Source organism: Kitasatospora sp. NPDC001119, assembly GCF_053598475.1.
On record NZ_JBSFKI010000057.1, the window covers coordinates 19,210 to 45,463 of the forward strand.

The window sequence follows — 26,254 nt, forward strand, 5'->3', positions numbered from 1 at the left end:
GAGGCTCCTGTGTCCGTACCCAGGTGGCTGGCGTCGGGGGTTCCGACCGAGCAAGGAAAGCAGGTACCGCATGTACGCGATCGTTCGCGCAGGCGGCCGCCAGCACAAGGTCGCCGTCGGCGACGTGCTGGAGATCGACCGTATCGAGGCCAAGCCGGGTGACTCGGTCGAGCTCTCGACCATCCTCGTCGTCGACGGTGACGCTGTCACCTCCGACCCGTGGGTCCTGGCCGGCGTGAAGGCTCACGCCGAGGTGGTCGACCAGACCAAGGGTGACAAGATCGTCATCCTGCGTTACAAGAACAAGACCGGCTACCGCCGCCGTCAGGGTCACCGTCAGCAGCACACCGCGGTGCGCATCACCAGCATCGACTCGGTCAGCAAGTAAGGGGATAGCGAAAAATGGCACACAAGAAGGGCGCAAGCTCTACTCGTAACGGCCGTGACTCGAACGCCCAGCGCCTCGGCGTGAAGCGCTTCGGTGGCCAGGTCGTCTCCGCCGGCGAGATCCTCGTCCGCCAGCGCGGCACCCACTTCCACCCGGGTGCCGGTGTCGGCCGCGGTGGCGACGACACCCTGTTCGCGCTGACCGCCGGTGCGGTGCAGTTCGGCACCCGTCGTGGCCGCAAGGTCGTCAACATCGTGGCCGTCGAGGCCTGAGTCCCCGCGGACTCCCGAGTCTGAGAAGACCCACCGGGTCGGGACAAGACTCACAGTGAAGGGTGGGCCGGAATTCTCCGGTCCACCCTTCACGCTTTACGCAGGTAGCAAGCAGACTCTCGCGCACTGGAGGCACACCCATGACCACCTTCGTGGACCGCGTCGAACTTCACGTCGCCGCGGGTAACGGGGGCCACGGCTGCGCCTCCGTGCACCGCGAGAAGTTCAAGCCGCTCGGCGGCCCGGACGGCGGCAACGGCGGGGAGGGCGGCAGCGTCATCCTCACCGTGGACTCGCAGGTCACCACCCTGCTGGAGTACCACCACTCGCCCAAGCGCAAGGCCACCAACGGCAAGCCCGGCGCGGGCGGCCACCGCACCGGCGCGGACGGCGAGGACCTCGTCCTGCTGGTGCCGGACGGCACCGTGGTGCTGGACCGCAAGGGCAACGTGCTGGCCGACCTGGTCGGGCACGGCACCAGCTTCGTCGCGGCCCAGGGCGGCCGCGGCGGCCTCGGCAACGCCGCGCTGGCCTCGGCCCGCCGCAAGGCGCCCGGCTTCGCGCTGCTCGGCGAGCCCGGCGAGGCCCGTGACATCGTCATGGAGCTCAAGTCCGTCGCCGACGTGGCCCTGGTCGGCTACCCGAGCGCCGGCAAGTCCTCGCTGATCTCGGTGCTCTCGGCCGCCAAGCCGAAGATCGCGGACTACCCGTTCACCACCCTGATCCCCAACCTGGGCGTGGTCACCGCGGGCGACACCGTCTACACCATCGCCGACGTGCCCGGCCTGATCCCGGGCGCCAGCCAGGGCCGCGGCCTGGGCCTGGAGTTCCTGCGCCACGTCGAGCGCTGTTCGGTGCTGGTGCACGTGCTGGACTGCGCCACCCTGGAGCCCGGCCGCGACCCGTTGACCGACCTGGAGACCATCGAGGCCGAGCTCGCCGAGTACGGCGGTCTGGAAGACCGTCCGCGCCTGGTCGCGCTCAACAAGGTGGACGTCCCGGACGGCCAGGACATCGCCGACCTGACCCGCGCCTCCCTGGAGGAGCGCGGCTACCGGGTGTTCGAGGTCTCCGCCGCCTCCCGCAAGGGCCTGCGCGAGCTGAGCTTCGCCGTGGCCGGGATCGTCGCCGAGGCGCGCGCCGCCAAGCCGGCCGAGGAGTCGACCCGGATCGTGCTGCGGCCCAAGGCCGTCGACGACGCCGGCTTCACCATCACCGAGGAGGACGGCGCGTACCGCATCCGCGGCGTCAAGCCGGAGCGCTGGGTCCGCCAGACCGACTTCAGCAACGACGAGGCCGTCGGCTACCTCGCCGACCGGCTGGCCCGCCTCGGGATCGAGCAGGAGCTGTGGAAGATCGGGGCGCACGAGGGCGACACCGTCATCATCGGCCCCGAGGAGAACGCCGTCGTCTTCGACTGGGAGCCGACCATGGCCGCCGGTGCCGAGATGCTCGGCCGCCGTGGTGAGGACCACCGCTTCGAGACCCCGCGCCCGGCGGTCGACCGCCGTCGCGAGAAGCAGAAGGGCCGGGACGCGGCCGAGTCCGAGTTCCTCGCCTTCGAGGCGCTCTCCAGCGGCCGCCAGGCCGCCATCGAGGGCGACGACGACGAGGACTGAGGACTGAGGACCGCTGACCGGTCCGGTCCGGACGGCCCCCGCCACCTGTCGAGGTGGCGGGGGTCGTCCGCGTGTCCGGCGGTGACGGGGCGTCACTTGGTCCAGGAGGCCTGGAGCTTCAGCGGGTCGGCCAGGTCGGTGTAGCCGACGGCGGCCGGGGTGTTGCCGGGGGTGGAGATGATGGTGCAGCCCTTGACCTCGGCGCCCTTGGCCACGCCCTGGAACTTCGCGCCGGTGCACTTGGGCAGCGGGGTCGCGGCGGTCAGGACGTTGACGCCCTTCTTGCCCGTGGTGTCGAAGAGCACGAGCTTCGAGTCCGGGGCGGTGAAGGAGAGGCTGGCGTCCCCGAGGTTCTTGATGGTGTAGCTGACGTACATCGGGGTGCGGCCTTCCAGGCCGACGATGCTGATCTTGGCGGCGGTGAAGTCCTGCGCCGAACCGGCCTCGACGCCGGTGACGGTGATCTCCAGCTTGGTGGCGACCTTGGAGGTCTTGTCGGCGAAGTCCACGGTGGCGCTCTGGCCGACCTTCACGCTGGTGGCGGCCGCCGGGACGGCTCCGGCACCAGCCCCGCCGCCCGCCGCGCCGGCCGTGCCGGCCCCGCCCGCCGCACCGGAGGGGGCCGAGGCCGAACCGCCGGCCGCGCCCCCGGCGGTGGCACCCGGGGTCGCGCCGGTCTGGGCCGGGGCCGCGCCGGTGGCGCCGCCGGTACCGGCCGGGGTGTCCGGGTTGTCCGGCCCGCAGGCCGCGAGCGAGAGGGCGGTGGCCGCCGCGAGCGCGGCGACGGTCAGCTTGGTGGTGTACGAACGCATGGTGCGCATTTCTCCTGGGCGCACGGCCGCGACCGTTGCCGGCCTTTGCCCAGTGCGGCGCCGCCCGTCGTGACAGGAAGGGTCGATGACGACATGGGTACAGCGGGCAAGAAGCCGTCCCCCGATCTGGCTTGCGGTCAGGGACCATACCAGCCATCCGGCTTGGCGGGCGGCCCGTGGCGGCCCGTACCGGATCCGGTCCATCCGGTGAAACACCCCGCCGGTGACCTGCGGGGATCGCGTAGATTTCGGGGGTGACGGCCGGGCCCGGGCCCCGCCGTACCCGCACCACACCGGAAGGGCGTACAGCGAGATGAGCGAGGACCCTCTGCGGGAGGAGGTGCTGACCGCACGACGGATCGTCGTCAAGGTCGGCTCCTCGTCCCTGACCACGGCGACCGGCGGCCTGGACGCCGACCGCGTCGACGCCCTGGTGGACGCGCTCGCCAAGCTGCGCGGCCGCCCCGAGGCCCCGGAGGTGGTGCTGGTCTCCTCCGGCGCGATCGCCGCCGGGCTCGCCCCGCTCGGCCTGGACCGCCGGCCCAAGGACCTGGCCCGCCAGCAGGCCGCCGCCAGCGTCGGCCAGGGCCTGCTGGTCGCCCGCTACACCGCCTCCTTCGCCCGGTACGGCATCCGGGTCGGCCAGGTGCTGCTCACCGCCGAGGACGCCAGCCGGCGCGCCCACTACCGCAACGCGTACCGCACCCTGGACCAGCTGCTGGCGATGGGCGCGATGCCGATCGTCAACGAGAACGACACCGTCGCCACCGCCGAAATCAAGTTCGGCGACAACGACCGGCTGGCCGCCCTGGTCGCCCACCTGGTCCGGGCCGACCTGCTCGTACTGCTCTCCGACGTGGACGGCCTGTACGACGGCGACCCGTCCCGCCCCGGCACCAGCCGGATCGCCGAGGTGCGCGGCCCGCAGGACCTCGACGGCATCGAGATCGGCAGCGCCGGCAAGGCCGGCGTCGGCACCGGCGGCATGGTCACCAAGGTCGAGGCGGCCCGGATCGCCACCGGCGCCGGCATCCCGGTCGTGCTCACCGCCGCCAGCCAGGCCGCCGACGCGCTGGCCGGCCGGCCCACCGGCACGCTCTTCCTGCGCACCGGCAGCCGTACCTCCGACCGGATGCTCTGGCTGGCCCACGCGAGCAGCCCGCGCGGGGCGCTGCACCTGGACGAGGGCGCCGTCCGGGCGGTCGTCTCCGGCGGCGCCTCGCTGCTGCCCGCCGGGGTCACCAAGGTCGACGGGGAGTTCGCCGCGGGTGATCCGGTGGACCTTCTTGCCGAAAACGGCCACATCGTGGCTCGCGGACTGGTCAACTTTGATGCGAGGGAGTTGCCCCGCCTGCTCGGCCGGTCCACCCGCGACCTGGCCCAGGAGTTCGGCGCCGCGTACGAGCGCGAGGTCGTCCACCGCGACGACCTGGTCGTTCTGCGCGGCTGACCGGCCCGGTTGACCGTGCCGGGGCCTGCCCCGGCACCGGCCGCCCGGCCGATCGGCGCCGCGCGGACGGCGGGCCGCTCCGTACCGGGAGCGGCCCGGCCGCGGGCGAGGAGGGGCGCAGCCGTACCGGTCGGCCGAGGGCCGACGGGGCCGGTGGGGACGACACGACATCGCCGAACAGGAGGCCGCCGGTGGAACGCAGGCGCGAGGCAGCGCTGACCGCAGGGACCGCGGGCCGGCGGCTGACCAGCATCGACGGCGGACGCGGGGACGGCCCCGCCGAGCCGGCCGGTCCGCCGACGCAGCGGCCCGGCGGGATGCGCGGGATGCGGCCCGAACTCGACCGGGCGGCCCAGCCGCCCACCGTGCCCGAGCAGGCGCGGCTGTGGCACGTGGTGCTGAGCGTGGCCGGGCAGGTCACCCCGCTGTCCGCGTTGCGCGCCTCGCTGGAGCAGCTGGCGCACGACCACTCGTTCTTCCTGACCGCCCGCTACGCGGCCGACCATGCCGAGATCCGCTACTGGGAGCAGGCCCGGGACCTGCACGACGCGGCGGCCATCGCGCTGCGGCTGTGGGGCGAGCACAAGGTCACCTCGAACCTGCCGCCCTGGGAGATCGTCGGGCTGGAGGTGGTCGACCGGGCGACGTACCACAAGCGGGTGGCGGAGGGCTTCGGCGAGCCGCCGCCGCACCTGGGCGGCGTGCACCCGTACTGAGCGCCCGTACCGAACGCCGTACCGAACGCCGTACCGAGCTGTCTCACCGGGCGAAATGCCGCCCGGGCGGGGCGGGCGCAGTCGCTACCCTTGGCGGCATGACCAGCGATCTCGCCACCGCCGACAGCCCCGTCCTCGCCGTAGCGCGCCGAGCCCGGGAGGCCGCCGCCGCGCTCGCCCCGCTGCCGCGCGGCGCGAAGGACGCCGCGCTGCTGGCGGTCGCGGACGCGCTGGTGGCCCGCAGCGCGGAGATCGTCGCGGCCAACGCCGAGGACGTGGAGCGGGCCCGGGCGGCCGGCACGGCCGAGTCGGTGATCGACCGGCTGACCCTGACCGACGAGCGGATCGCCGCGATCGCCTCCGACGTGCGCGACGTGGCCGGCCTGCCCGACCCGGTCGGCGAGGTGGTGCGCGGCTACACCCTGCCCAACGGCCTGGACGTGCGGCAGGTCCGGGTGCCGCTCGGCGTGGTCGGCATCATCTACGAGGCCCGCCCGAACGTCACCGCGGACGCCGCCGCGCTCTGCCTCAAGTCCGGCAACGCGGTGCTGCTGCGCGGCTCCGCCTCGGCCTACCGCTCCAACAGCGCGCTGGTCGCCGTGGTGCGCGACGCCGTCGCCGCGGCCGGGCTGCCCGCCGACGCGGTCCAGCTGGTGCCGGGGGAGAGCCGGGAGTCGGTGCGGGAGCTGATGCGCGCCCGCGGCTACGTGGACGTGCTGATCCCGCGCGGCGGCGCCTCGCTGATCCGCACCGTGGTCGAGGGCTCCACCGTCCCGGTGATCGAGACCGGCACCGGCAACTGCCACGTCTACGTGGACGCCGAGACCGACCTGGCGATGGCCGTCGGCATCCTGCTGAACTCCAAGGCGCAGCGGGTCAGCGTCTGCAACTCCGCCGAGACGCTGCTGGTCCACCAGGACGTCGCGGACGCCTTCCTGCCGCTCGCGCTGGCGGCGCTCGCCGGGGCCGGGGTCACCGTGCACGGCGACGAGGCGGTGCTGAAGGCCGCCGAGGGCGGACCGGCCACCGTGATGCCGGCCACCGACGAGGACTGGGGCGCCGAGTACCTCTCGCTGGACCTGGCCGCCGCCGTGGTGCCCTCGCTGGACGCCGCCGTCGAGCACATCCGCCGCTGGTCCTCCGGCCACACCGAGGCGATCGTCACCACCTCGCAGGCCGCCGCCCGCCGCTTCACCCGGTTGGTGGACTCCACCACGGTGGCCGTCAACGCCTCCACCCGCTTCACCGACGGCGGCGAATTCGGCTTCGGCGCGGAGATCGGCATCTCCACCCAGAAGCTGCACGCCCGCGGCCCGATGGGCCTGCCCGAGCTGACCAGCACCAAGTACATCGTCACTGGTGACGGGCACGTGCGGGGCGAGGCCGCGCAGACCGTGGGAGGCGGGGCCGAGTAGGCGCGCAGGCCGCGGGCGGGGGCGCGGACGGCCGCCGGGCGGCGCGTGCGGGGCGTCCGTCACACGTGCGACGGACCAACTGCCGGGAGCCACAGACAAATCGTCCGGCCGGTAATACGCTGAATCCGTGGCTGAGGATGTGGGGGGCTTCCCGTACCCCGACGGCTCCGACCACGGTGGTGCGGACGACGAGTTCGCCACCGTGGTCTTCGACGAGGCCTTCGTCCGGTCCGCCGCCGTGCACGAGCCGACCGCCAAGGAGCGGCAACTCGCCGCCGCCGAGGCCCGGTTCGAGCCGGACGCCGCGGGGCCGGGCTGGGGCCGTGACGTTCCGGCCGGGGACGGGCTGCCGCTGGAGCTGCGCCCGTACCCGAGCGGACTCGACGCGGACCACCTCTACCCCGACCCCTGGTCGGGGCCGGGCCGGGCGGCCGACCGCCGGGTCCGGCGGTGGCGGCGCGGTGACGACCCGGTGCGCGTCCCCGGGCGGTACGTGGCCCAGCAGCGGTGGCACCGGCCGGTGGCCTGGGTGCTCGCCGTGATCATGGGGGTGAGCCTGGTGGCGGTCGCCGTCGCGGCGATCTACCAGGGGGTGGGCGGCCCCTCGGGCACGCCCCGGCGCCCCCAGTCCGGCAGCAGCAGCACCGGGGTGGCCCCCGGGCAGGCCCCGGCGGAGCCCCCGCTGGTGGTCACGGCGCCCGCGGGCTAGCCCGAGCGCCCGGGGGCGCACGCCCCGGGGCGGTGGTCACGGAGCGTTCCCGGGAATGTGCGCCCGGACCCTCGTGGCGGCGCTGGTGTCCGCCTACCCTGGTGGTGTGGGTGACCCGCGAGAGCCTCCTGAGGGGACGCCCGAGGGCGGTTCCGGCAACGAGGACGAATTCCGGTCCGTCGTGTTCGACGAATCGTTCGTGCGGGCTGCCCGCATCCAGGAACTCTCCGCCCGGGAGCGGCTGGCGGGCTCCTTCGGCAAGGCCACCCGGTCGCGGGTGCGGTTCGGCCCGCTGGGCAGCGTCCCGCGCCAGGCACTCATCCTGCTGCTGCTCATCCTGCTCGCCTTCGGGGCCGCGGTGTACTTCGGGGTGAGTTCGCCGAAGGGCACCGCGGTGCGGCCCGAGGGCAGCCAAGTGACCGTCAGCCTGGTCGCGTTGAGCCCGGCGTCGGCCGTCCACCCGGTCGCCGACCCGGCGGACCCGTTCGCCGCGCTGCCGCTCGGGTACGGGGACGGCACGATCGGGCTGAACACCCCGACCGGCGCCGCCACCGGGAACTTCGGCCGGGTCGAGGTGGCCAAGGCGCTCGACACCGTCCAGCGCTACCTGGTCGCCTCCTCGCTGTCCCCGGCGACGCTGGTCCAGGGCGCCACCGCCGACGTACGGGTCTTCGTCACGCCCGGTGAGCAGGCGGAGTTCGACGCGAGCGTGGCGCAGCCGGTGGACGACCGCCACCACGCGGTGACCGGCTGGATGGTCCGCTTCGACCCGGCACAGGTCGCGCTGGCCTCGAACACCGTGAAGGTGGTCGGCGCGATGCGGATCGACGAGGCGGACAGCGGGACGCTGCAGATCACCACCGACCACACCTTCGTCTACGCGCTCAAGCCGGCCGGCGCCCCGGCCGGGGCGCCGGTCACCCTGGAGACCGTGCGGCGGCAGCTGACCTTCGAGTTCGACCGGGTGGACCTGGCCTCGGGGCAGCTGCGGCTGGTGGACTCGGTGGTGCAGGCCGGGCCGGAGCCCTGCGGCGCCTCGATGGCGGGCTTCCTGCAGCCGGTGCTGGCCACCGCGCAGGGCACGGCGGTCACGCCGCCGGCGCCGGTCGACCCCGGCAACCACGCCCGGCCGGGCTGGCAGGTGTGCGAGGTGCTGGCGGGCGGCTGAGGCGCCCGGGCCGTGGAACGCGACGGCGGCCGGTGCCCCGGGCGGGACGCCGGCCGCCGTCGCGGCTCGCGGTCGTGGTCGGTCGCGGTGGGTCAGCTGCCGTCGCGGTCCGCGGAGCCGTTGCGGCTGCCGTTGCCGTTGCCGTTGCTGCTGCCGCCGCCTCCGGTGAAGGTGTCGCGGAGCTTGCCGCCGACCGTCGCGGCGCCGCCGGCCACGTCCCGCAGCAGGCCCATCAGCGGGTCCTTGCTCTCCTTGACCGAGGTCGTGTAGTGCTCGGCGGCGGCCTTCCACTGCTCGGTGACCGAGGTGTCCGGGTCGTCCGAGCGGCGCGGGTAGGCACCGGCCATGATCGAGCGGTAGTCGTCGCTCTCCGCCCACTTCTTCAGCTGGGCGACCCGGACCACCGCGAAGGGGTGGGTCTGGGGCAGCAGCTGGAGCACCTTGAGCACGCCGTCGCGCAGGTCGCCGGCCTTCTCGTACTCCTCGGCCTGCTCCAGGAAGGCGTCGACGTTCATCTCGGCCAGGTTGTGGCCGCCGGCCAGCTTCATCAGGGCCCGCATGGACGCCTGGAGGTCCTGCCCGGCGAGCAGGCCGGCCCGGTCGCTGGACAGCTCCGCCTTGCGGAACCACTCCTTGAGCGCGGTGATGATCGCGGTGATCGCCAGGTTGCCGAGCGGCACCCAGGCGATCCGGGTGGCGATGTTGGTGAGGATCATCAGCATCGTCCGGTAGACGGCGTGGCCGGACATCGCGTGGCCGACCTCGTGGCCGATGACGGAGCGCAGCTCCTCCTCGTCCAGCAGCTCGACCAGGCCGCTGGTGATCACGATGACCGGGGTGTCGATGCCGATGCAGTACGCGTTGACCGTCGGGTCCTGGGAGACGTACAGGTCGGGGACCTGCTCCAGGTCGAGCACGTAGGCGGCGTCGCGCACCATGTCGTGCAGCTCCGGGAACTGGCGCTCGGAGGTCTTCACCGCGGTGGCCAGGAACATCAGCCGGATCGCCCGCTCGGAGACCAGTCCGGCGAGCTTCTTCAGGATGTCGTCGAAGCCGGTCAGCCTGCGCAGCGCGACCAGGGCCGAGCGGTCCGCCGGGTGCTCCCAGGCCCGGGTGGAGATCCCGGGGAAGCGCTCGCGGCGGCGGCTCGGCGTCTTCGAGGTCGTGTCGGTCATGGTGTGAGTACCTCCTGGTCGACGGCGGCCGCGGCCCGCTGGCCCGCCCCCCGCTGGTCTTCGCCTGCAACGACTGTCTGTGCAACGTGCGCGGTTGCGTACTCGTCCCCGGGGTCAGCGTACGCGCGGTCCGCGCGGTGGGCGCCGGGGCCGTGGGCGGCTCGGTGGGCCGCCGGGGCGGGGCCGGTGGCGCGCGTCTGCGGGGCGCGTCTGCGGGGCCGGGGGGCTCCGCCGGTGTGAGGCCGGTTTACCCTGAGGCCTGGACGACCGAGACCGGACCCGGCCGCGGTACCGAGCAGTACGAGGAGCCCCCGCAGATGTCCACCGACACGCTTGTCAGCCTGGCCGCGCCCATCTCCGACGAGTCCGGCCCCGGCCTGTTCCTGCGGATCATCGTGGTCGCGTCCTTCGTGGGCATCGGCCTGCTGATCTGGATCATGGCCCGCGCCTTCAAGAACAACTAGGGCCGGTCGTTCCCCGGGGCCGTCCCAGGTCCGTCCCGGGGGCCGTCCCAGGTCCGTCCCGGGGGCCGTCCCCGGTCCGTTCGCCGGGGCCCGGGCCCGTTCGCCGGTCGGTCCCTCGGCCCGCGCTCACGCCCGGTCAGCGGCGGTGGGCCGCCGAGCGGTTGCCGTGTAACCCCCCGTACGATGACGGGTGGGCCCTCACCCGGCCCGGAACAACCCCCAGGTCCGTTCACCGAGCCGAGAAGGTCCCGCCGACCATGAGCACTGCTGCCGCACTCCCCGTTCTGAACCTGCTCGCCGAGGGCGAGGGGGGCAACCACGACAGTCTGAACCCGGCCCTGACCGGTGGCGCCGCACTGGTCATCCTGCTCGTCCTGCTCTTCATCACCACCCGCTTCAACCGGGACCGCTGAGCCGGGGCCTGGGGCCGCTCGGGGAGCGTCCGGCCACCGGCCGGACGCTCCCTCACGCGTCTGCGGAGAACCCCCACCCGGCCGTTCCCGCACCGTAACGCGTGTCGCGTAAGGTGTGGCGGCATGGGAGAGCAGGCCGGGAATCCCGGCGGACCGGAACCGGTGAAGAAGCGCCTCGGCGTGATGGGCGGCACCTTCGACCCGATCCACCACGGCCACCTCGTCGCCGCCAGTGAGGTCGCGAGCGCGTTCCACCTGGACGAAGTGATCTTCGTGCCGACCGGGCAGCCGTGGCAGAAGAGCGACCGGCACGTCACCCCGGCCGAGGACCGCTACCTGATGACGGTCATCGCCACCGCCGAGAACCCGCAGTTCTCGGTCAGCCGGATCGACATCGACCGCGAGGGCCCGACGTACACCGTCGACACCCTGCGCGACCTGCACGCCCTGCACCCGGACGCCGACCTCTTCTTCATCACCGGCGCCGACGCGCTCGCCCAGATCCTGTCCTGGCGCGACTCCGACGAGCTCTTCTCGCTGGCCCACTTCATCGGATGCACCCGCCCGGGGCACACTCTGTCGGACGCCGGGCTTCCGGTGGGCGGGGTCTCCCTGGTGGAGGTCCCGGCGCTGGCCATCTCCTCCACGGACTGCCGCAACCGGGTCGCCAAGGGCGAACCGGTCTGGTACCTCGTCCCGGACGGCGTGGTCCGCTACATCGACAAGCGGGCGCTGTACGCGCCGCGCGGGGACTGATCCGGGAGCGGTGCATGACTGATCGCAGCGACGGCCGGCGGCCGGAGGACTGGTCCACCGGGCAGTACCAGCAGCCGTACCAGGGCTACCAGCAGCCGCAGGAACCGCAGCAGCCGCAACAGCAGCCGCAGGCGCAGTCGTACGAGCAGCAGCAGTACGAGCAGCAGTACGACCAGTACGGGCAGCCGGTGTACGGGCAGGGCGCGTACGTCTACCAGCAGCAGGGCTACCAGGGGTACGACGGGTACCAGCAGGGCGGGCAGTTCCCGCAGCAACAGCCGTACGAGCAGCAGCAGTACGACCAGCAGTACGACCAGTACGGGCAGCCGGTGTACGGGCAGGGCACGTACGTCTACCAGCAGCAGGGCTACCAGGGGTACCAGGAGCAGCCGTACCAGGCGGCCGCCCCGGTCGTGACCGAACCGCAGGCGCCGTCGCAGGCGCAGGAACCGGTGCAGGCCGAGCCGGCCGCGGCCGCGGCGGTCGCACCGGCGCGTCCGCGGGTGCCCCGGCCGGCCGCCGAGCCGGTGCCGGCCAAGGCCGAGCCGCCGTCCGAGCAGGTCGCCGGGGCGCGGGCCGGGAAGGCGGGGAAGGCCGGGAAGGGCGGGAAGGGCGGCGGCAAGGCGCCCGACGACAGCTACACCACGGGGGAGTTCACCTTCGTCGACGAGGAGGCGGAGGAGACCGAGGACGTCATCGACTGGCTGAAGTTCGCCGAGTCCCGCAGCGAGGTGCGCGCCGAGCGCCGCCGCAAGCTGCGCAACCGGCTGATCGGCCTCGGTGCGGTGGTGGCGCTGGCCGCCGCCGGCGTCGGCGGGTACCTCTTCCTCACCGGCGGCAAGCCGACCGCGGCCGCCGCCGCCGGCGGGCGCCAGGTCAACGTCGTCCACCTGCGCGACCTCCAGGGCAAGGTGTCCAGCGCGCTGCTGGTCAACGACGCCTCCGGGAAGAAGGGCACGGTGCTGCTGCTGCCCGACACCCTGCGGCTGCCCGGCCCGGGGGACCCGCCGGTCACCACGGTCGGCCAGTCCATGGACGGCATCGGCGCCTCGGCGACCCGCGACGGCCTGTCCACCGTGCTCGGCGCCCCGGTGGCCGGCACCTGGCGGCTGGACACCCCGTACCTGGAACTGCTGGTCTCCCAGCTCGGCGGCGTCCGGGTGGACACCAACGCCGAGACCCACGAGGGCGGCAAGCCGGACGGCAAGCTGCTGTCCGCGGCGGGCAAGAACACCATGCTCAGCGGGAAGGCCGCGGTCGCCTACGCCACGCTGCAGAACCCCGGCGAGAGCCGGGACGCCCAGCTGGCCCGGTTCGGGCAGGTCATGGACGCGCTGGTGCGCGCCATGCCGACCGAGTTCAAGGACGCCAAGGACGACGTGCACCGGATGAACGCGGTGCTCGACCCCTCGCTGCCCGAGGACGCCCTCGCCGGGGTGCTCGTCCAGCTCTCCCAGCAGGCGAAGGACGGCCACTTCGGCACCACCGCGCTGACCGTCAAGCCGGACGGCAGCCTGGACGAGGCGACCGCGGGCAAGCAGGTCAAGGACGTGCTGGGCGGCACCGTGAAGTCCGCGGCCGCCGGCGACGCCCCGGTCCGGGTCGCGGTCCAGGACTCCAGCGGCAACGACGCGGCGGCGGCCGCCGTACAGGTCCAGATCGTCAACTCCGGTCTGACCTTCATCCCGGGCGGGGCCAAGGGCGCCCCGCAGGCCACCAGTGAGATCCGCTACACCGACGACGCCCGGCAGGGCGCGACGAAGTCGCTGGCGACCAGCCTCGGGCTGCCGGACACGGCGGTGAAGAAGGTGACCGGCGACACCCAGAACGCGGACCTGCTGGTGGTGCTCGGCAAGGACTACCAGCCGCCGAAGACCCAGTAGGGCGGTGGCCCGGGCCCGACGGGGGTCCGGGCCTGGTGGCGGCGGGGGCGGTGGCCCGGTATTGGCCTGGGGGCCCGGGGCTCGGGGGCCTGGAAAAACGGTTCCGGGCCCGCCCGGGCGGCGTGAGATCCTGGAAGGCGACCCCGGCCGAGCGCCGGGGCGCCCCCCAAGCCGCCGAGCCGGAAGAACACCGTGACCGTTACCGACCACAGCCAGCAGCTCATCACCGTCGCCGCGCAGGCGGCGGCCGACAAGCTCGCGCACAACATCATCGCCTTCGACGTCAGCGAGGTGCTGTCGATCACCGACGCCTTCCTGATCGCCTCCGCGAACAACGACCGCCAGGTCCGCTCGATCGCCGAGGAGATCGAGGACCAGCTGCGCGAGCAGCTGGACATCAAGCCGGTGCGCCGCGAGGGCGAGCGCGACGGCCGCTGGATCCTGCTCGACTACCTGGACATCGTCGTGCACGTCCAGCACGCCGAGGAGCGCTCCTTCTACTCGCTGGACCGGCTCTGGAAGGACTGCCCCGAGCTCCCGCTGCCCGAGGACGCCCTGGCCTCGCGCAACCGTCCGGACGCGTTCACCGACGAGGCCGGCAACGTCGTCGCCCCCGCCGACGACTTCGGCAAGCCCGAGGACCTGCACTGAGCCGGGGCCCGCGCGGCCCGCGCATCGTCTTCTGGCGGCACGGCCAGACCTCCTGGAACCTCGAATCGCGCTTCCAGGGCACCACGGACATCGAGCTGACCGGCCAGGGCGTCCAGCAGGCCCAGCGGGCGGCCCGGCTGCTCTCCGGGCTCCGTCCCGACCTGCTGATCTCCTCGGACCTCCAGCGGGCCCGGCGCACCGCCGCGGAGCTGGCCGAGGTCACCGGGCTCGACGTGCGGCACCACGAGGGCCTGCGGGAGACCTTCGCGGGCTCCTGGCAGGGCCTGACCAACGCCGAGATCCGCGAGCGCTTCCCGGAGGAGTACGAGGCCTGGGCGGCCGGTGAGCCGGTGCGGCGGGGTGGTGACGGCGAGCTGGCCACCGAGGTCGCCGACCGCTCGGTGCCGGTGGTCCTGGACGCCGTCGGCAAGCTCCCCGAGGACGGCACGCTGGTGGTGGTCAGCCACGGCGGGACGATCCGCACCATGCTCGGGCGGCTGCTCGACATGGAGCCGGACCAGTGGGAGCGCTTCGGCGGACTGTCCAACTGCTGCTGGTCGGTGCTCGGCCAGGGCACGCGCGGCTGGCGCCTGCTGGAGCACAACGCGGGCACCCTCCCGCAGCCGGTCATCGGCGACGACACCTGAGCCGAGCCGTACCGGCTCGGGCGGCACCGGGTGCCGGGGGCCCTCACGGGGCCCTCGGCGGGGGTCCGGAGGGAGCGGATTTCGCAGTTCCGGCCCTGACCAGCTAGAGTCTTCCTCGTTCGCAGGGAAGGAACGCGGCCCGGAAGGGAAGCGGGAGATCCGGTGAGTGCGGGGCTATAGCTCAGTTGGTAGAGCGCTTGCATGGCATGCAAGAGGTCTGGGGTTCAATTCCCCATAGCTCCACTCCGCATCGGCGGTCGTGGTCAGCCAGGGTCGCCCGTGTCGCGGGGCTATAGCTCAGTTGGTAGAGCGCTTGCATGGCATGCAAGAGGTCTGGGGTTCAATTCCCCATAGCTCCACAGTAGTTCGGAAGGCCGTCACCCAAGGGGTGGCGGCCTTCCGGCGTTTCGGGCCCGGCCTCGCGGTTCTCCTGGCGGGCGTGCGGTCGGCGGGTGGTGCGGCTTCGCGGTTCTCCTGGCGGGCGTGCGGTCGGCGGGTGGTGCGGCTTCGCGGTTCTCCTGGCGGGCGTGCGGTCGGCGGGTGGTGCGTTGGCGGGGCGCGTGCGTCGGGAGTGCGCGCTGGGAGCGTGCGTCAGGTGCGGGCGCCGGGGGTGGGCGCCGTACGCCCGGAGTGCGGGAGACGGGCTCCCGGGGCGCGTGGTGCGGACCTCGGGAAACGGATTTCAGGAGCACGCCCCGGAGCGTGTAAAGTAGTCGATGTCGCCGAGGGAAACGGCCGGAAACAACCGGGAACCACGGTGACAACGCAGGTCAAGGGGCTATAGCTCAGTTGGTAGAGCGCTTGCATGGCATGCAAGAGGTCTGGGGTTCAATTCCCCATAGCTCCACAGCAGTCGAGAGCCGCCTCCTGGAAACGGGGGGCGGCTCTTCGCCGTTCTGCCCGCGCCGCCGGTCCCGGCGGCCGGAATCCCGCTACCGTCGTGCCATGGCCGATCTGGAGCGAAGGCGGAACGAGGAACTGGCCCGGATACTCCACCAGCTCGGATGGAGTCCGGAACGGCTCGCCCGCGAGGTGAGCCTCGCCCTGCCGCCGGGCCTCGCCATCAGCTCCACCGCCCCGTACAAGTGGCGCGACCGCGGCATGGTCCCGCGCAGCCCGCACGACCAGGCGGTCTGCGAGGTGCTCAGCCGCACCCTCGGCATCGCCGTCACCTACGAACAGCTCTGGGGCCGGATGGGCGGCCACCGCGGCGCCAAGATCCTCTCGCCCCGGCTGCTCACCGACCCGTGGACCGCCGACACCGCCCAGACCGCGCTGCGCGAGGCGGCCACCGACGCCGGCCCGGTGCGCCTCACCGACCTGTTCCGCGGCGCCGACCTCGACCAGGCCGCCGCCCGTCTGGACTCCCCGCCGCCGCCTGTCGGCGGCGGCGAGGGCGCGCTGCGCGTCGAACCCGGACTGGCCGGCGAACTCGGCCTGTCCTACCGCAGCAAGCAGAAGCTCGAACGGGCCTGCGGCGGCGGCCTCGTCCTCGGCCCCGTCCGGGCCGAACTCGCCATGCTGGCCAAGCTGCTGGAACTCGGCGCGTACGACGAACGGCTCGGCCGCGAGCTCTACGGCACGGCCAGTAGACTCGCCCGGCTGGCCGGCTGGGCCGCGTACGACCTCGGCCACGACGCCGCCGCCCAGCGCGCCTTCGTCGCCGCGCTGCGCGCCGCCCACGTCAGCGGCGACCCCCGGCTCGGCGTCGCGGTGCTCGGCGCGCTGGTCGTGCTCGCCACCCAGGGCACCGGCGGGCGCGGGCTGGACGCCGTCTCCGCGCTGGTGACCGCCCTGGACACCCACGGCGCCGCGCTCAGCCCCGTCGCCCGGGCCCGCCAGTACGGCCGGCTCGCCGGCGCGTACGGCCGCCGGGGCGAGGCCGAACGGGCCGAGGCCGCCGCCGCCCGGGCCTTCGCCGAACTGGACGGCCTGCCCGGCACCGAGGAGGTCCGGGCCGCCCTCTCCGGGATGGTGGGGGAGGGGCGGCTGGCGCTCGGCCAGCACCGGCTCGCCAAGGTGCTGCTCGCCGAGGCGGTGGCCGGTCTCGGACCGGGACGGGCCCGCACCAAGACGCTGCTGATGGTGCGCCTCGCCGAGGCCCACCGCCGGCTCGGCGACCAGCGGGAGGCGGCCCGCACCGCCTCGCTGGCGCGCTCGCTCGCGGCGGGGATGCAGTCCGAGCGGGTGGCGAAGGCGCTGCGGGAGTTCGACGCGGCGGGGCGGGTGGCGGCGCGGTAGGGCGGGGCCGGGTCGGTGCCGTACGGCTCCGGCGGTCCCGCGACGGCTCCGCGCGGGCCTCGTGCGGCCCTGGGCGGCTCCGTGCCGCCGTCCCGGCGGTATACCCCGCAGCCCGTCGACCCGCTTGCGGTACCCTGAGCCCATGCGAACCGTGCGCCTGCTCCTTAGCCGGCCGCGCTGACCAGGACCGGCTGAGCCTTCGGGCGGTGCCGGAGTCGGCGTGGCGTCCCCTCCTGCGAGGGGATTTTTTGTTTTCCGCCCCCCGATCCCGTCCCGGGCCGGGTCCACGGGCCGGCCGCCCGCGCGGTTCGCCAACCGACACCGATGGAGCTTGAAGGACCATGAGCGAGACGACCCCTGCGTCCGGCGCGGCCGAGACCGCGACCGAGCCGTTCCGGTACAGCGCTGCGCTGGCGGCCGAGATCGAGTCCCGCTGGCAGGACATCTGGGAGAAGGAGGGCACCTTCCACGCCCCCAACCCCACCGGTGCGCTGGCCGACCCGGCGGCCGGCGACGTCGCCGCGAAGCCGCACAGCTTCATCATGGACATGTTCCCGTACCCCTCGGGCGCGGGCCTGCACGTCGGCCACCCGCTGGGCTACATCGCCACCGACGTCTTCGCCCGCTACCAGCGGATGACCGGCCACAACGTGCTGCACACGCTGGGCTACGACGCCTTCGGCCTGCCCGCCGAGCAGTACGCGGTGCAGACCGGCACCCACCCGCGGGTCTCCACCGAGGCCAACATCGCCAACATGCGCCAGCAGCTGCGCCGGCTGGGCCTGGGCCACGACCCGCGCCGCTCGATCTCCACGATCGACCCGGACTACTACCGCTGGACCCAGTGGATCTTCCTGCAGATCTTCAACTCCTGGTACGACGCGGACGCCCGCAAGGCCCGCCCGATCGCCGAGCTGGTCGCCGACTTCGAGTCCGGCGCGCGTGAGCTGCCGGACGGGCGCGCCTGGGCCGGGCTGACCGTCGCCGAGCGCGACGAGGTGCTGGGCGAGTACCGCCTGGCCTACGCCAAGGAGGTGCCGGTCAACTGGTGCCCGGGCCTGGGTACCGTCCTGGCCAACGAGGAGGTCACCGCGGACGGCCGCTCCGAGCGCGGCAACTTCCCGGTGTTCAAGTCCAACCTGCGCCAGTGGATGATGCGCATCACCGCGTACTCGGACCGGCTGATCGAGGACCTGGACCTGCTGGACTGGCCCGAGGCCATCAAGCTGCAGCAGCGCAACTGGATCGGGCGCTCCGAGGGCGCCCGGGTCGACTTCGCGGCCCCCGGCGACCAGAAGATCACCGTCTTCACCACCCGGCCCGACACCCTGTTCGGCGCCACCTACATGGTGCTGGCCCCCGAGCACGCCCTGGTCGACTCGATCGTCCCCGCCGCCTGGCCCGAGGGCGTGCCCGCCGAGTGGACCGGCGGTGCCGCCACCCCCGCCGAGGCCGTCGCCGCCTACCGCGCCACGGCCGCCGCCAAGTCGGACGTCGAGCGGCAGGTCGAGGCCAAGGTCAAGACCGGTGTCTTCACCGGCGCCCACGCCGTCAACCCGGTCAGCGGCGAGTCCGTCCCGGTGTTCATCGCCGACTACGTGCTGATGGGCTACGGCACCGGCGCCATCATGGCCGTCCCCGCCCACGACCACCGCGACTTCGCCTTCGCCCGCGCCTTCGCGCTGCCGATGCGCTGCGTCGTCGAGCCCACCGACGGGCGGGGCCAGGACCCGGCCGAGTGGGACGACGCGTTCGACACCTACGACTCCGTCATCGTCAACTCCGCCCGCACCGAGGGCGACGTGTCGCTGTCCCTGGACGGGCTGAGCGTCGTCGAGGCCAAGGCCGCCGTCACCGCCTGGCTGGCCGAGCGCGGCATCGGCGAGGGCACCGTCAACTACCGCCTGCGCGACTGGCTGTTCAGCCGCCAGCGGTACTGGGGCGAGCCCTTCCCGATCGTCTACGACGAGGACGGCGTGATGCACGCGCTGCCCGAGTCGATGCTGCCGGTCGAGGTCCCCGAGGTCGACGACTACTCGCCGCGCACCTACGACGCGTACGACGCCGCCTCCTCGCCGGAGACCCCGCTGTCGCGCAACGAGGCCTGGGTCAACGTCGAACTGGACCTGGGCGACGGCGTCAGGAAGTACCGCCGCGAGACCAACACCATGCCCAACTGGGCCGGCTCCTGCTGGTACGAGCTGCGCTACGTCGACCCGTCCAACTCCGAGGCGGTCGTCGACCCGGCCAACGAGAAGTACTGGCTGGGCCCGACGGAGACCAAGCCCGCCGGCGGCGCCGACCTGTACGTCGGCGGCGCCGAGCACGCCGTGCTGCACCTGCTGTACGCGCGCTTCTGGCACAAGGTGCTGCACGACCTGGGCCACGTCTCGTCCGTCGAGCCGTTCCACAAGCTGTTCAACCAGGGCATGATCACCGCCGACGTCTACCGCGACGAGCGCGGCTTCCCGGTGCCCGCCGCCGAGGTCGAGGAGCGCGACGGCCAGTACTTCTGGGACGGCGAGCCGGTCAAGCGCGAGGCCGGGAAGATGGGCAAGTCCCTGAAGAACGCCGTCGCCCCGGACGACATCGCCGACGAGTACGGCGCCGACACGCTGCGCCTGTACGAGATGTCGATGGGCCCGCTGGACGTCTCCCGCCCGTGGGACACCCGCGCCGTCGTCGGCTCGTACCGCTTCCTGCAGCGCCTGTGGCGCAACGTCGTCTCGGAGACCACCGGCGAACTGGTCGTCACCGAGGAGGAGCCGGACGAGGCGACGCTGCGCGCCCTGCACAAGGCCATCGACGGCATCCGCGGGGACATGGCCGGGCTGCGCTTCAACACGGCCGTCGCCAAGGCCATCGAGCTGAACAACTACCTGGTCAAGCGCGGCTCCACGCCGCGGGCGGTGGCCGAGCAGCTGGTGCTGATGGTCGCGCCGCTGGCCCCGCACGTCGCCGAGGAGCTGTGGCGCCGACTGGGCCACGGCGAGTCGCTGGCGCACACCGACTACCCGGTCGCCGACCCGGCGTACGTGGTGGACGAGACGGTGACCTGCGTGGTCCAGATCAAGGGCAAGGTCAAGGCGCGGCTGGAGGTCGCGCCGGGCATCTCGGACGCCGAGCTGGAGGCGCTGGCGCTGGCGGAGCCGGCGGTCATCGCGGCGATCGGCGGGGCCGAGGTGCGGAAGGTGATCGCGCGGGCGCCGAAGCTGGTGAACATCGTCACCGGCTGAGTGTTCTTGGTGCGGAAGTGACCGCGGGGTGATCGCGGGAGCGGTCGCGTGAGCGGTCGGGCGGGCGTCCTTCGGGGCGCCCGTCCGGCGTTTTCGGGGTCTTTCGGGGTTCGGTGCTTTCGGGGCGTTTCGGGGTCCGGTGCTTTCGGGAGTCGGCGTTTTCGGGTTCGGTGCCGGCTGGGCGTCTTGCGGGGCGCTTGCGGGGGGCTTCCAGGGTGGTCGGGGGCCCTCGGGGAGATCCCGGATCTGACCCTGATCTCCGTCCGCCAGGGCCCTCTCGGCTGCCCCCGGGCGGGTTCCGGCGGCTACCGTGGAACCCTCGGCAATGCGGCCCGCGTTGGGCCCGGTGGGGGCCGGAACGACGGCGGAAGGTGGCGCGCGATGGACGTGTTCGGCGTGATGATCGGGCTGGTCCTGCTCTTCGGGGTCGCGGCGATGGTCCTGGCCGTGATCGGCACGGTCAAGGCCGCCAAGGCCGTCGGCGCGAAGATCGAGAAGCACGAGGCCAACGCCCGGCGCGCCGTGGAGACCGCCACCCTCAAGGCGAAGACGTACACCAGGGTCGGCCCGCCCGCGCAGATCGCCACCGTCCGGCTGGGCCTGCGGACCTCGCTCGACGGCACCCGGCAGGTACTGGAGGGCGGCCTCGCGCAGGACTCCCAGCTCGGCGAGTCGCTCGCCCTGCTCGACCGGCTCGACACGCACGCCGCCGAACTCGACGGCGAGCTGCGGATGCTGGAGCGCGAGCCGGACACCGCGCGGATCGCCGCCAAGCTGCCGGAGCTGCGCGAGCGGGCGGAGCGGATCACGCACTCGGCGGAGACCATGCGCTGGGCGGCGCAGGACCGGATGCACCGGTTCGCGGACGACGAGCTGAGCCGGCTGAGCCAGGAGTGCGAGAGCGAGGCGGGGGCGCTGCGGCACTGGGACGTCGCGGGGGGTGCTTCGGGGGCTGCCGGTTCTGCGGGGGCGGGTGGAGCCCCGGGGTCCGGTGGTTCCGCGGGGGTCGGTGGTGCTGCTGCGGGGTCCGGCGGTTCCGCGGGGGCGACCGGGGGTGCGGCGCGGTCCGGGGGTGCGGCTCGGGCCGGGCTGACCGACGGGAAGGGGCGGCCGAGCGCGGAGGAGCTGCTCGGGCTCGCCGATCCGCTGGCCAAGCTGGCGCAGCGGCTGCGCAAGCCCTCGACGGGGCCCTCGGCGGGCTGAGCCGGTCGCGCGTCACGGGGCCTCCCGAGGGGGCCCGGACCGGGCGCTGTCCTCCCGGAGCGACGGGGGGTAACCTCCGGCTCATGCCCTCCGACCTCGCACTTGTCACCGATTCCACGGCCTATCTGCCGCAGGACGCCCTCGACCGGTACGGGATCACGGTGGTCCCGCTGAGCGTCGCGGTCGGCGACTCGGTGCTGAGCGAGGGCGTCGAGATCTCCCCGAAGGACGTCGCCGAGGCGCTGCGCGGCAAACAGCGGGTGACCACCTCCCGGCCGAACCCGGAGACCTTCGCCGCCGCCTACCGGGCGGCCGCCGAGGCCGGGGCGAAGGGCATCGTCTCGGTGCACATCTCCGGCGAACTGTCCGGCACCGTCGAGGCCGCCCGGCTGGCCGCCGCCGAGGCGCCCGTACCGGTGCGGGTGGTGGACAGCCGACTGGTCGGGATGGCGCTCGGGTACGGGGTGCTGGCGGCGGCCGAGGCGATCGCGGCCGGGCAGGGCCTGGCCGAGGCGGCCGAGGCGGCCGGCCGGCGGGCGGCCGGGACCAGCGGGTTCTTCTACGTCGACACCCTGGAACACCTGCGCCGGGGCGGACGGATCGGGGCGGCGCGGGCGCTGCTCGGGTCGGCCCTGGCGGTCAAGCCGCTGCTGCACCTGGACGGCGGGCGGATCGAGCCGCTGGAGAAGGTGCGGACGGCGTCGCGCGCGATCGCGCGGCTGGAGGAGATCGCGGTCGAGCGGTCGGGAGAGCAGGACGTCGACATCACCGTGCACCACCTGGCGGCCGAGGAGCGGGCCGAACCGCTCGCGGAGCGGCTGCGGGTCCGGGTGCCGGGGCTGCGGGAGCTGTACGTGGGCGAGGTGGGGGCGGTGATCGGGGCGCACGTCGGGCCGGGGCTGCTGGCGGTGGTGGTCGCGCCGCGCTGAGGGGGGGTCCGCTGGGTGGTTCGCTGGGTGGTTCGCTGGCCGCTCGGTCAACCTCAGGCGGTCCTACCCACTCTTGTGAGTGACGCTTTTTATCCACAACCCCCGGGTTATCCACAGGGTTTCGTTAATTTCCGCACGTTCGCCGGAGGACTCCTACCGTCCTCGGCATGACGACCATGGGCCTGGGCGCGGCGAAGCGCCATGCGATCAACGAGACGGTGCGGCTGCGGATGGCCGCGCTGCTGCCGATGGATGACGAGCCGGAGGGCGGTGTCGGAGGGGGCCCTTCGGGGCCGGCCCCGCCGCCGTCGCCGGTTGCGATGCCGGTGCCGGTGCTGTCGGATGCGACGCCGGTCTTGCCGGATGCGGGTGTTGCGTCGGATCCGGGCGGCACCGACATGGGTCCGCCGGAGGCCGGGGCGCGTTCGCGGTTCTCCGCATCCTCCTCAATCCCCTCGTTCGCCTCGGTGCTGGCACTCGATCGGCGCGCGGTGGCCGGATTGGCCATCCTGCTGCTGTTCGCGGTCGGTTACGCCGTGCAGCACTTCTGGCTGGCCCGGCCGGAGGCGGTCGCCGTACCCGCGCTCGCGGCGGTCGCGGCACCGTCGGGGGCGGAGCCGTCCGTCCCCGACGACTCCGCTCCTTCCAGGGCCGGGCCCGGCGCCGGTGCCGAGGCCGTGTCCGGCACCGGGCCGGCTGTCGTGGTGGACATCGGCGGCCGGGTCCACCTCCCGGGCCTGCACACCCTGCCCGGCGGCTCCCGGGTAGCCGATGCCCTGCGGGCGGCGGGCGGTCCGCTGCCGGAGACGGACACCAGGAACCTCAACCTGGCCCGCATCCTGACGGACGGTGAGCAGATCCTGGTCGGCGAGCAGGCGCCCGCCCCCGGCCCGGTGGTCGGAAGCGGGAGCGGCCCTCCGGGCCTCACCGTGCCCCGGCCGCCCGTCAGCCTCAACCGCGCGACGCTCGAACAGCTCGACAGCCTTCCCGGTGTCGGCCCCACCCTCGCCCAGCGCATCCTCGCCTACCGCACCTCGCACGGCTCCTTCCGCTCCCTCGACCAACTCCGGCAGGTCAGCGGCATCGGCGCCCGTACGTACGCGGAGCTCCGTCCGCTGCTCACCCTCTGACGCCCTGTCCTGCCGCTGTCCCTGCCCGTTCCCCCTGTCCACTTCCCCCGCCCGCGTGCCCGGCCTTCGAAGGGAGGTACCGCCATGTCCGTCGCCACCACGCCGTTCGGTCCGGCCGTTGCGTCCCGTTCTCCGGGCGCCGACTTCCGGCTGCTGCTGCCCGCCGTCTCGGCCTGGGCGGTCACGGCGGCACTCCTGCGTCTGGAGCCGGGGTACGCGGCCCTCGTCCTCACCGCGGCGGGCGTCGCCGCGCTCGCGGCCGTCCTGCTGCTCACCCGGCCGGGGGTCCTGCGCCGGCGCGGGGCCTCGGCGACGCTGGCCGCCGTCCTGCTCACCGGTGCGGCGGCCGCGATCGCCACCCCGCTGCACACCGCCGCCCTCCACCGGGGGCCGCTGCCGGAGCTCGCCCGTGCGTCCGCAGCCGCCGGTCCGCGAGCGCCGGGCGAGCCCGCCCCGGTGGTGGAGGTGGAGCTGACCGTCGCGGGGGACCCGAAGGTCCACACCTCCCGGGGCGGCACCGTCGGCGGGCAGACGCTCCTCACCGTGGACGCGGTGGCCGACCGTGTCACCCCGCTCCCGGACGGGCGGAGCACCCGCACGCGTACGCCGGTGACCGTCATGGCCCGAGGGGCGGAGGGCGAGCCCTGGCAGCGGCTGCTCCCGTCCCAGCGGCTGGCCGTGGAGGCCGAGGTACGGCCGGTGGGGGAGGGGCACGACACCGAGTCCGCCGCGCTGCTGGTCGTCCACGGGGCGCCCCGGCAGCTGGCGCCGCCGAGCCTGCCGCAGCGGATCGCCGGGCGGCTCCGTGAAGGCCTCCGCACGGCCACCGACGGACTGCCCGCGGACGCGCGCGGGCTGCTCCCGGGGCTGGTCGTCGGCGACACCTCGCGACTGCCCGACGACCTCGACGACGCCTTCCGGGCCACCGACCTGGTCCACCTGGTGGCGGTCAGCGGGGCCAACCTGGCGATCGTCCTCGGTGCGCTGCTGGGAGCGCCCGGGCAGGCCGGCACCCCGGAACGGCGCGGGCTGGCCGCGGTGCTGGGGCTGTCACTGCGCACCGGCGCGCTGCTCGGCACGGCTCTGACGCTGGCCTTCGTCACCGTCTGCCGGCCCGAGCCCAGCGTGCTTCGGGCGGCCGGGACGGGACTGATCGGCATGCTGGCCCTGGCCACCGGCCGTCCCCGCAAGGCCGTGCCCGCGCTCGCCGGGGCCGTCCTGGTGCTGGTCCTGCTGGACCCGTTCCTGTCGCGCTCGTTCGGCTTCCTGCTCTCTGTGCTCGCCACCGCCGGGCTGCTCGTCCTCGGGCCGCACTGGGCCGAAGCCCTGCGGGCCCGCCGCTGGCCGCACCACCTGGCAGGCGCGTTCGCCGCGACGGCGGCCGCCCAGGCGCTGTGCGCGCCGGTGACGGTGGTGCTGTCCGGGCACATCAGCCTGGTCGGCATCCCCTGCAACCTGCTGGCCGAGCTGGCGGTGGCTCCGGCGACGCTGCTCGGCTTCGGGGTGCTCGCCCTTCAGCCGCTCCTTCCGGCCCTGGCCCGCCTGCTCGCGGAACCGGCCGGGCTGCCGGCCGGCTGGCTGGCCCTGGTCGCACGGCGCGGCGCCGAGGTGCCGGGTGGCCAACTGACCTGGCCCGGCGGTTGGTTCGGGACGGCGACGGTCGCGCTGGCCGTCCTGGCGGCCTGCTGGGCGGCGCCGCTCCTGTTGCCCCGACGGCGGGAGCCGGGCAGTCCGGTGCCGGTGCCCGCTCGGCGGCGCTGGGCGCGGGCGCTGGTGACGGCAGTGCTGATGATGGTCCTGCTGGCCGTGCTGCTCCGCCCGCCGCAGCTCATCCGGATCGCCACCGGCTGGCCGCCGCCGGGGTGGCGACTGGTGATGTGCGACATCGGGCAGGGGGACATGCTGGCCCTGGCGACGGGGGAGCCGGACAGCGCGGTGGTGATCGACGCCGGGCCGGACCCGAACGCCGCCGACAGATGCCTGCGCGACCTCGGCGTGACGACCGTCCCCTTACTGCTGCTGACGCATTTCCATGCCGACCACGTCGAGGGCGTGCCGGGGGTGTTGCGGGGCCGCCGGGTCGGCGCCGTCGAGGGCACCACGCTGGACGATCCGCCGGGTGAGGCGGCCCGGGTGACGGGCTGGGCCGCAGGGGCCGGCCTGCCGTTGCTGAGAGCGGGTCGGGGTGAACGGCGCTCCGTCGGAGCGGAGTTGGCCTGGGACGTGGTGTGGCCCGTCCCCGGTGCGGCTGCCGAGGCGCCCGGACCGAACAACGCAAGCGTCGCATTGATGGTGTCACTGACAGGAGGACTACGGATGGCACTGCTCGGAGATCTCGAACCGCAGGCCCAGTCGGCCCTGCTGGGCCGGCTGGGGAAGGTCGACGTCGTGAAGGTGGCGCACCACGGATCGGCCCACCAGGACTGGGACTTGGCCGGTGCGCTGCGGCCCCGGCTGGCCCTCGTCTCCTGCGGCGAGGGCAACCCGTACGGTCACCCGTCCCCGAAGACGGTCGACCACCTGCGCGCACTCGGCGCCACCGTTCTGCGCACCGATCGGGAGGGGGACATCGCGGTGACGGGCGACTCACCGGCCACCCTCGGCGCGGCCGTCCACCCCCAACCCGCCCACGCGGCCCGCCACTCCAGCGGCAACGCCAGGCCCGGCGGCGCCGGCGGAACCGGTGGGGCCGACGGGCACGGCCCCGCACCCCACGCCCACCCGGAGCGGACCCCGGGCGCCCCGCGGGCCCCGCCCACCTGACCCCCGCGCTCTCCTCCTTCCACCAATCAACGTGGGGGCATGGAAAGTAGAAGGGGGGTGGTGGGAGGAGGAGCGGCGCAAAGCCAGCAGAAACGTTCCGGCGCGCTCAGCACCCGGACGGCTCGGCGAGGGCGGGCCGAGGTGCGGGCCTCCGCGCGGGCGGACGCGGACCGGCAGCGGGCCGAGTCCGACGGCGTCCGCAGGGAGGCCGAGT

At 73.9% G+C, this 26,254-nt stretch carries 22 protein-coding genes and 3 tRNA genes; 23 read left to right on the forward strand and 2 right to left on the reverse strand.

Going from position 1 to position 26,254, the window contains the following annotated elements:
- Window positions 1-70 precede the first annotated feature (70 nt).
- From rplU to obgE, 3 genes are all read left to right on the forward strand, one after another.
- Window positions 71-388 (forward strand): 50S ribosomal protein L21, encoded by a 318-nt coding sequence (gene rplU / locus ACWDD9_RS40185; RefSeq protein ID WP_045696828.1) that lies wholly within the window; start codon window positions 71-73, stop codon window positions 386-388.
- A gap of 14 nt (window positions 389-402) precedes the next feature.
- Window positions 403-660: a 50S ribosomal protein L27 gene (gene rpmA, locus ACWDD9_RS40190; RefSeq protein WP_030309712.1), complete on the forward strand. Its 258-nt coding sequence runs from the start codon at window positions 403-405 to the stop codon at window positions 658-660.
- Between the two features lie 140 nt (window positions 661-800).
- Window positions 801-2,279 (forward strand): GTPase ObgE, encoded by a 1,479-nt coding sequence (gene obgE, locus ACWDD9_RS40195; protein ID WP_049659936.1) that lies wholly within the window; start codon window positions 801-803, stop codon window positions 2,277-2,279.
- A gap of 92 nt (window positions 2,280-2,371) precedes the next feature.
- Here the strand turns inward: obgE and ACWDD9_RS40200 are convergent, their stop codons facing one another.
- The gene (locus ACWDD9_RS40200; RefSeq protein ID WP_449814354.1) at window positions 2,372-3,100 is read right to left on the reverse strand and encodes a hypothetical protein; all 729 of its coding nucleotides are present in this window, start codon (window positions 3,098-3,100) and stop codon (window positions 2,372-2,374) included.
- A 304-nt stretch (window positions 3,101-3,404) separates the two neighbouring features.
- On the opposite strand from ACWDD9_RS40200, the gene proB reads away from it, so the two are divergent.
- From proB to ACWDD9_RS40225, 5 genes are all read left to right on the forward strand, one after another.
- The gene (gene proB / locus ACWDD9_RS40205) at window positions 3,405-4,541 is read left to right on the forward strand and encodes a glutamate 5-kinase (RefSeq protein WP_049660991.1); all 1,137 of its coding nucleotides are present in this window, start codon (window positions 3,405-3,407) and stop codon (window positions 4,539-4,541) included.
- Window positions 4,542-4,732: 191 nt separating this feature from the next.
- The gene (locus ACWDD9_RS40210) at window positions 4,733-5,257 is read left to right on the forward strand and encodes a hypothetical protein (protein WP_074000707.1); all 525 of its coding nucleotides are present in this window, start codon (window positions 4,733-4,735) and stop codon (window positions 5,255-5,257) included.
- 98 nt (window positions 5,258-5,355) lie between these two features.
- The gene (locus tag ACWDD9_RS40215) at window positions 5,356-6,672 is read left to right on the forward strand and encodes a glutamate-5-semialdehyde dehydrogenase (protein ID WP_449814355.1); all 1,317 of its coding nucleotides are present in this window, start codon (window positions 5,356-5,358) and stop codon (window positions 6,670-6,672) included.
- A gap of 127 nt (window positions 6,673-6,799) precedes the next feature.
- Window positions 6,800-7,381 carry an SCO2584 family spore wall biosynthesis protein gene (locus ACWDD9_RS40220; protein WP_074000709.1) on the forward strand — a complete coding sequence of 194 codons (582 nt, stop codon included), beginning with the start codon at window positions 6,800-6,802 and terminating at the stop codon, window positions 7,379-7,381.
- A 106-nt stretch (window positions 7,382-7,487) separates the two neighbouring features.
- Window positions 7,488-8,549 (forward strand): SCO2583 family membrane protein, encoded by a 1,062-nt coding sequence (locus ACWDD9_RS40225; protein WP_449814356.1) that lies wholly within the window; start codon window positions 7,488-7,490, stop codon window positions 8,547-8,549.
- Window positions 8,550-8,641: 92 nt separating this feature from the next.
- On the opposite strand, the gene ACWDD9_RS40230 is transcribed toward ACWDD9_RS40225, so the two are convergent.
- Window positions 8,642-9,724: a M48 family metallopeptidase gene (locus ACWDD9_RS40230; protein ID WP_449814357.1), complete on the reverse strand. Its 1,083-nt coding sequence runs from the start codon at window positions 9,722-9,724 to the stop codon at window positions 8,642-8,644.
- Window positions 9,725-10,041: 317 nt separating this feature from the next.
- Between ACWDD9_RS40230 and ACWDD9_RS40235 the strand changes: the two genes are divergently transcribed.
- The 15 genes from ACWDD9_RS40235 (at window position 10,042) to ACWDD9_RS40305 (ending at window position 26,040) form a co-directional block, all read left to right on the forward strand.
- Window positions 10,042-10,188 carry a hypothetical protein gene (locus ACWDD9_RS40235; protein WP_158077652.1) on the forward strand — a complete coding sequence of 49 codons (147 nt, stop codon included), beginning with the start codon at window positions 10,042-10,044 and terminating at the stop codon, window positions 10,186-10,188.
- A 257-nt stretch (window positions 10,189-10,445) separates the two neighbouring features.
- The gene (locus ACWDD9_RS40240; RefSeq protein ID WP_181970583.1) at window positions 10,446-10,601 is read left to right on the forward strand and encodes a hypothetical protein; all 156 of its coding nucleotides are present in this window, start codon (window positions 10,446-10,448) and stop codon (window positions 10,599-10,601) included.
- 123 nt (window positions 10,602-10,724) lie between these two features.
- Window positions 10,725-11,357, forward strand: a complete 633-nt coding sequence (gene nadD, locus ACWDD9_RS40245; protein WP_049658574.1) for a nicotinate-nucleotide adenylyltransferase — start codon at window positions 10,725-10,727, stop codon at window positions 11,355-11,357.
- A gap of 14 nt (window positions 11,358-11,371) precedes the next feature.
- Window positions 11,372-13,240 carry a LytR C-terminal domain-containing protein gene (locus ACWDD9_RS40250; RefSeq protein ID WP_449814358.1) on the forward strand — a complete coding sequence of 623 codons (1,869 nt, stop codon included), beginning with the start codon at window positions 11,372-11,374 and terminating at the stop codon, window positions 13,238-13,240.
- Between the two features lie 192 nt (window positions 13,241-13,432).
- Window positions 13,433-13,891 carry a ribosome silencing factor gene (gene rsfS / locus ACWDD9_RS40255; RefSeq protein WP_049658573.1) on the forward strand — a complete coding sequence of 153 codons (459 nt, stop codon included), beginning with the start codon at window positions 13,433-13,435 and terminating at the stop codon, window positions 13,889-13,891.
- A complete protein-coding gene (locus ACWDD9_RS40260; protein WP_049658575.1) occupies window positions 13,888-14,538 on the forward strand; it encodes a histidine phosphatase family protein in 651 nt (216 codons plus the stop codon). The genes rsfS and ACWDD9_RS40260 overlap by 4 nt, the downstream gene beginning before the upstream one ends.
- 170 nt (window positions 14,539-14,708) lie before the next feature.
- Window positions 14,709-14,781 (forward strand) — tRNA-Ala (locus ACWDD9_RS40265).
- 43 nt (window positions 14,782-14,824) lie between these two features.
- Window positions 14,825-14,897 (forward strand) — tRNA-Ala (locus ACWDD9_RS40270).
- Between the two features lie 415 nt (window positions 14,898-15,312).
- Window positions 15,313-15,385, forward strand: a tRNA-Ala gene (locus ACWDD9_RS40275).
- A 98-nt stretch (window positions 15,386-15,483) separates the two neighbouring features.
- On the forward strand, window positions 15,484-16,779 hold the full coding sequence (locus ACWDD9_RS40280; protein WP_074000712.1) for a hypothetical protein: 1,296 nt from the start codon (window positions 15,484-15,486) through the stop codon (window positions 16,777-16,779).
- Between the two features lie 341 nt (window positions 16,780-17,120).
- Window positions 17,121-20,015: a leucine--tRNA ligase gene (gene leuS, locus ACWDD9_RS40285; protein ID WP_416876115.1), complete on the forward strand. Its 2,895-nt coding sequence runs from the start codon at window positions 17,121-17,123 to the stop codon at window positions 20,013-20,015.
- A 381-nt stretch (window positions 20,016-20,396) separates the two neighbouring features.
- A complete protein-coding gene (locus tag ACWDD9_RS40290; protein WP_074000714.1) occupies window positions 20,397-21,218 on the forward strand; it encodes a hypothetical protein in 822 nt (273 codons plus the stop codon).
- An 83-nt stretch (window positions 21,219-21,301) separates the two neighbouring features.
- The gene (locus ACWDD9_RS40295) at window positions 21,302-22,147 is read left to right on the forward strand and encodes a DegV family protein (protein ID WP_449814359.1); all 846 of its coding nucleotides are present in this window, start codon (window positions 21,302-21,304) and stop codon (window positions 22,145-22,147) included.
- A 167-nt stretch (window positions 22,148-22,314) separates the two neighbouring features.
- Window positions 22,315-23,277, forward strand: a complete 963-nt coding sequence (locus tag ACWDD9_RS40300) for a helix-hairpin-helix domain-containing protein (RefSeq protein ID WP_449814360.1) — start codon at window positions 22,315-22,317, stop codon at window positions 23,275-23,277.
- Window positions 23,278-23,361: 84 nt separating this feature from the next.
- Window positions 23,362-26,040 carry a ComEC/Rec2 family competence protein gene (locus ACWDD9_RS40305; RefSeq protein WP_449814361.1) on the forward strand — a complete coding sequence of 893 codons (2,679 nt, stop codon included), beginning with the start codon at window positions 23,362-23,364 and terminating at the stop codon, window positions 26,038-26,040.
- The last annotated feature ends 214 nt before the right edge of the window (window positions 26,041-26,254 follow it).

What these genes read in the sequence shown, in the direction of transcription:
- ACWDD9_RS40235 (WP_158077652.1), top strand. Translation starts at nt 10,042, where the DNA reads ATGTCCACCGACACGCTTGTCAGCCTGGCCGCGCCCATCTCCGACGAG.
- proB (WP_049660991.1), top strand. Translation starts at nt 3,405, where the DNA reads ATGAGCGAGGACCCTCTGCGGGAGGAGGTGCTGACCGCACGACGGATC.
- nadD (WP_049658574.1), top strand. Translation starts at nt 10,725, where the DNA reads ATGGGAGAGCAGGCCGGGAATCCCGGCGGACCGGAACCGGTGAAGAAG.
- ACWDD9_RS40305 (WP_449814361.1), top strand. Translation starts at nt 23,362, where the DNA reads ATGTCCGTCGCCACCACGCCGTTCGGTCCGGCCGTTGCGTCCCGTTCT.
- ACWDD9_RS40250 (WP_449814358.1), top strand. Translation starts at nt 11,372, where the DNA reads ATGACTGATCGCAGCGACGGCCGGCGGCCGGAGGACTGGTCCACCGGG.
- ACWDD9_RS40300 (WP_449814360.1), top strand. Translation starts at nt 22,315, where the DNA reads ATGACGACCATGGGCCTGGGCGCGGCGAAGCGCCATGCGATCAACGAG.
- ACWDD9_RS40290 (WP_074000714.1), top strand. Translation starts at nt 20,397, where the DNA reads ATGGACGTGTTCGGCGTGATGATCGGGCTGGTCCTGCTCTTCGGGGTC.
- rplU (WP_045696828.1), top strand. Translation starts at nt 71, where the DNA reads ATGTACGCGATCGTTCGCGCAGGCGGCCGCCAGCACAAGGTCGCCGTC.
- ACWDD9_RS40230 (WP_449814357.1), bottom strand. Translation starts at nt 9,724, where the DNA reads ATGACCGACACGACCTCGAAGACGCCGAGCCGCCGCCGCGAGCGCTTC.
- ACWDD9_RS40295 (WP_449814359.1), top strand. Translation starts at nt 21,302, where the DNA reads ATGCCCTCCGACCTCGCACTTGTCACCGATTCCACGGCCTATCTGCCG.
- ACWDD9_RS40280 (WP_074000712.1), top strand. Translation starts at nt 15,484, where the DNA reads ATGGCCGATCTGGAGCGAAGGCGGAACGAGGAACTGGCCCGGATACTC.
- obgE (WP_049659936.1), top strand. Translation starts at nt 801, where the DNA reads ATGACCACCTTCGTGGACCGCGTCGAACTTCACGTCGCCGCGGGTAAC.
- leuS (WP_416876115.1), top strand. Translation starts at nt 17,121, where the DNA reads ATGAGCGAGACGACCCCTGCGTCCGGCGCGGCCGAGACCGCGACCGAG.
- ACWDD9_RS40215 (WP_449814355.1), top strand. Translation starts at nt 5,356, where the DNA reads ATGACCAGCGATCTCGCCACCGCCGACAGCCCCGTCCTCGCCGTAGCG.
- ACWDD9_RS40240 (WP_181970583.1), top strand. Translation starts at nt 10,446, where the DNA reads ATGAGCACTGCTGCCGCACTCCCCGTTCTGAACCTGCTCGCCGAGGGC.
- rpmA (WP_030309712.1), top strand. Translation starts at nt 403, where the DNA reads ATGGCACACAAGAAGGGCGCAAGCTCTACTCGTAACGGCCGTGACTCG.
- ACWDD9_RS40200 (WP_449814354.1), bottom strand. Translation starts at nt 3,100, where the DNA reads ATGCGCACCATGCGTTCGTACACCACCAAGCTGACCGTCGCCGCGCTC.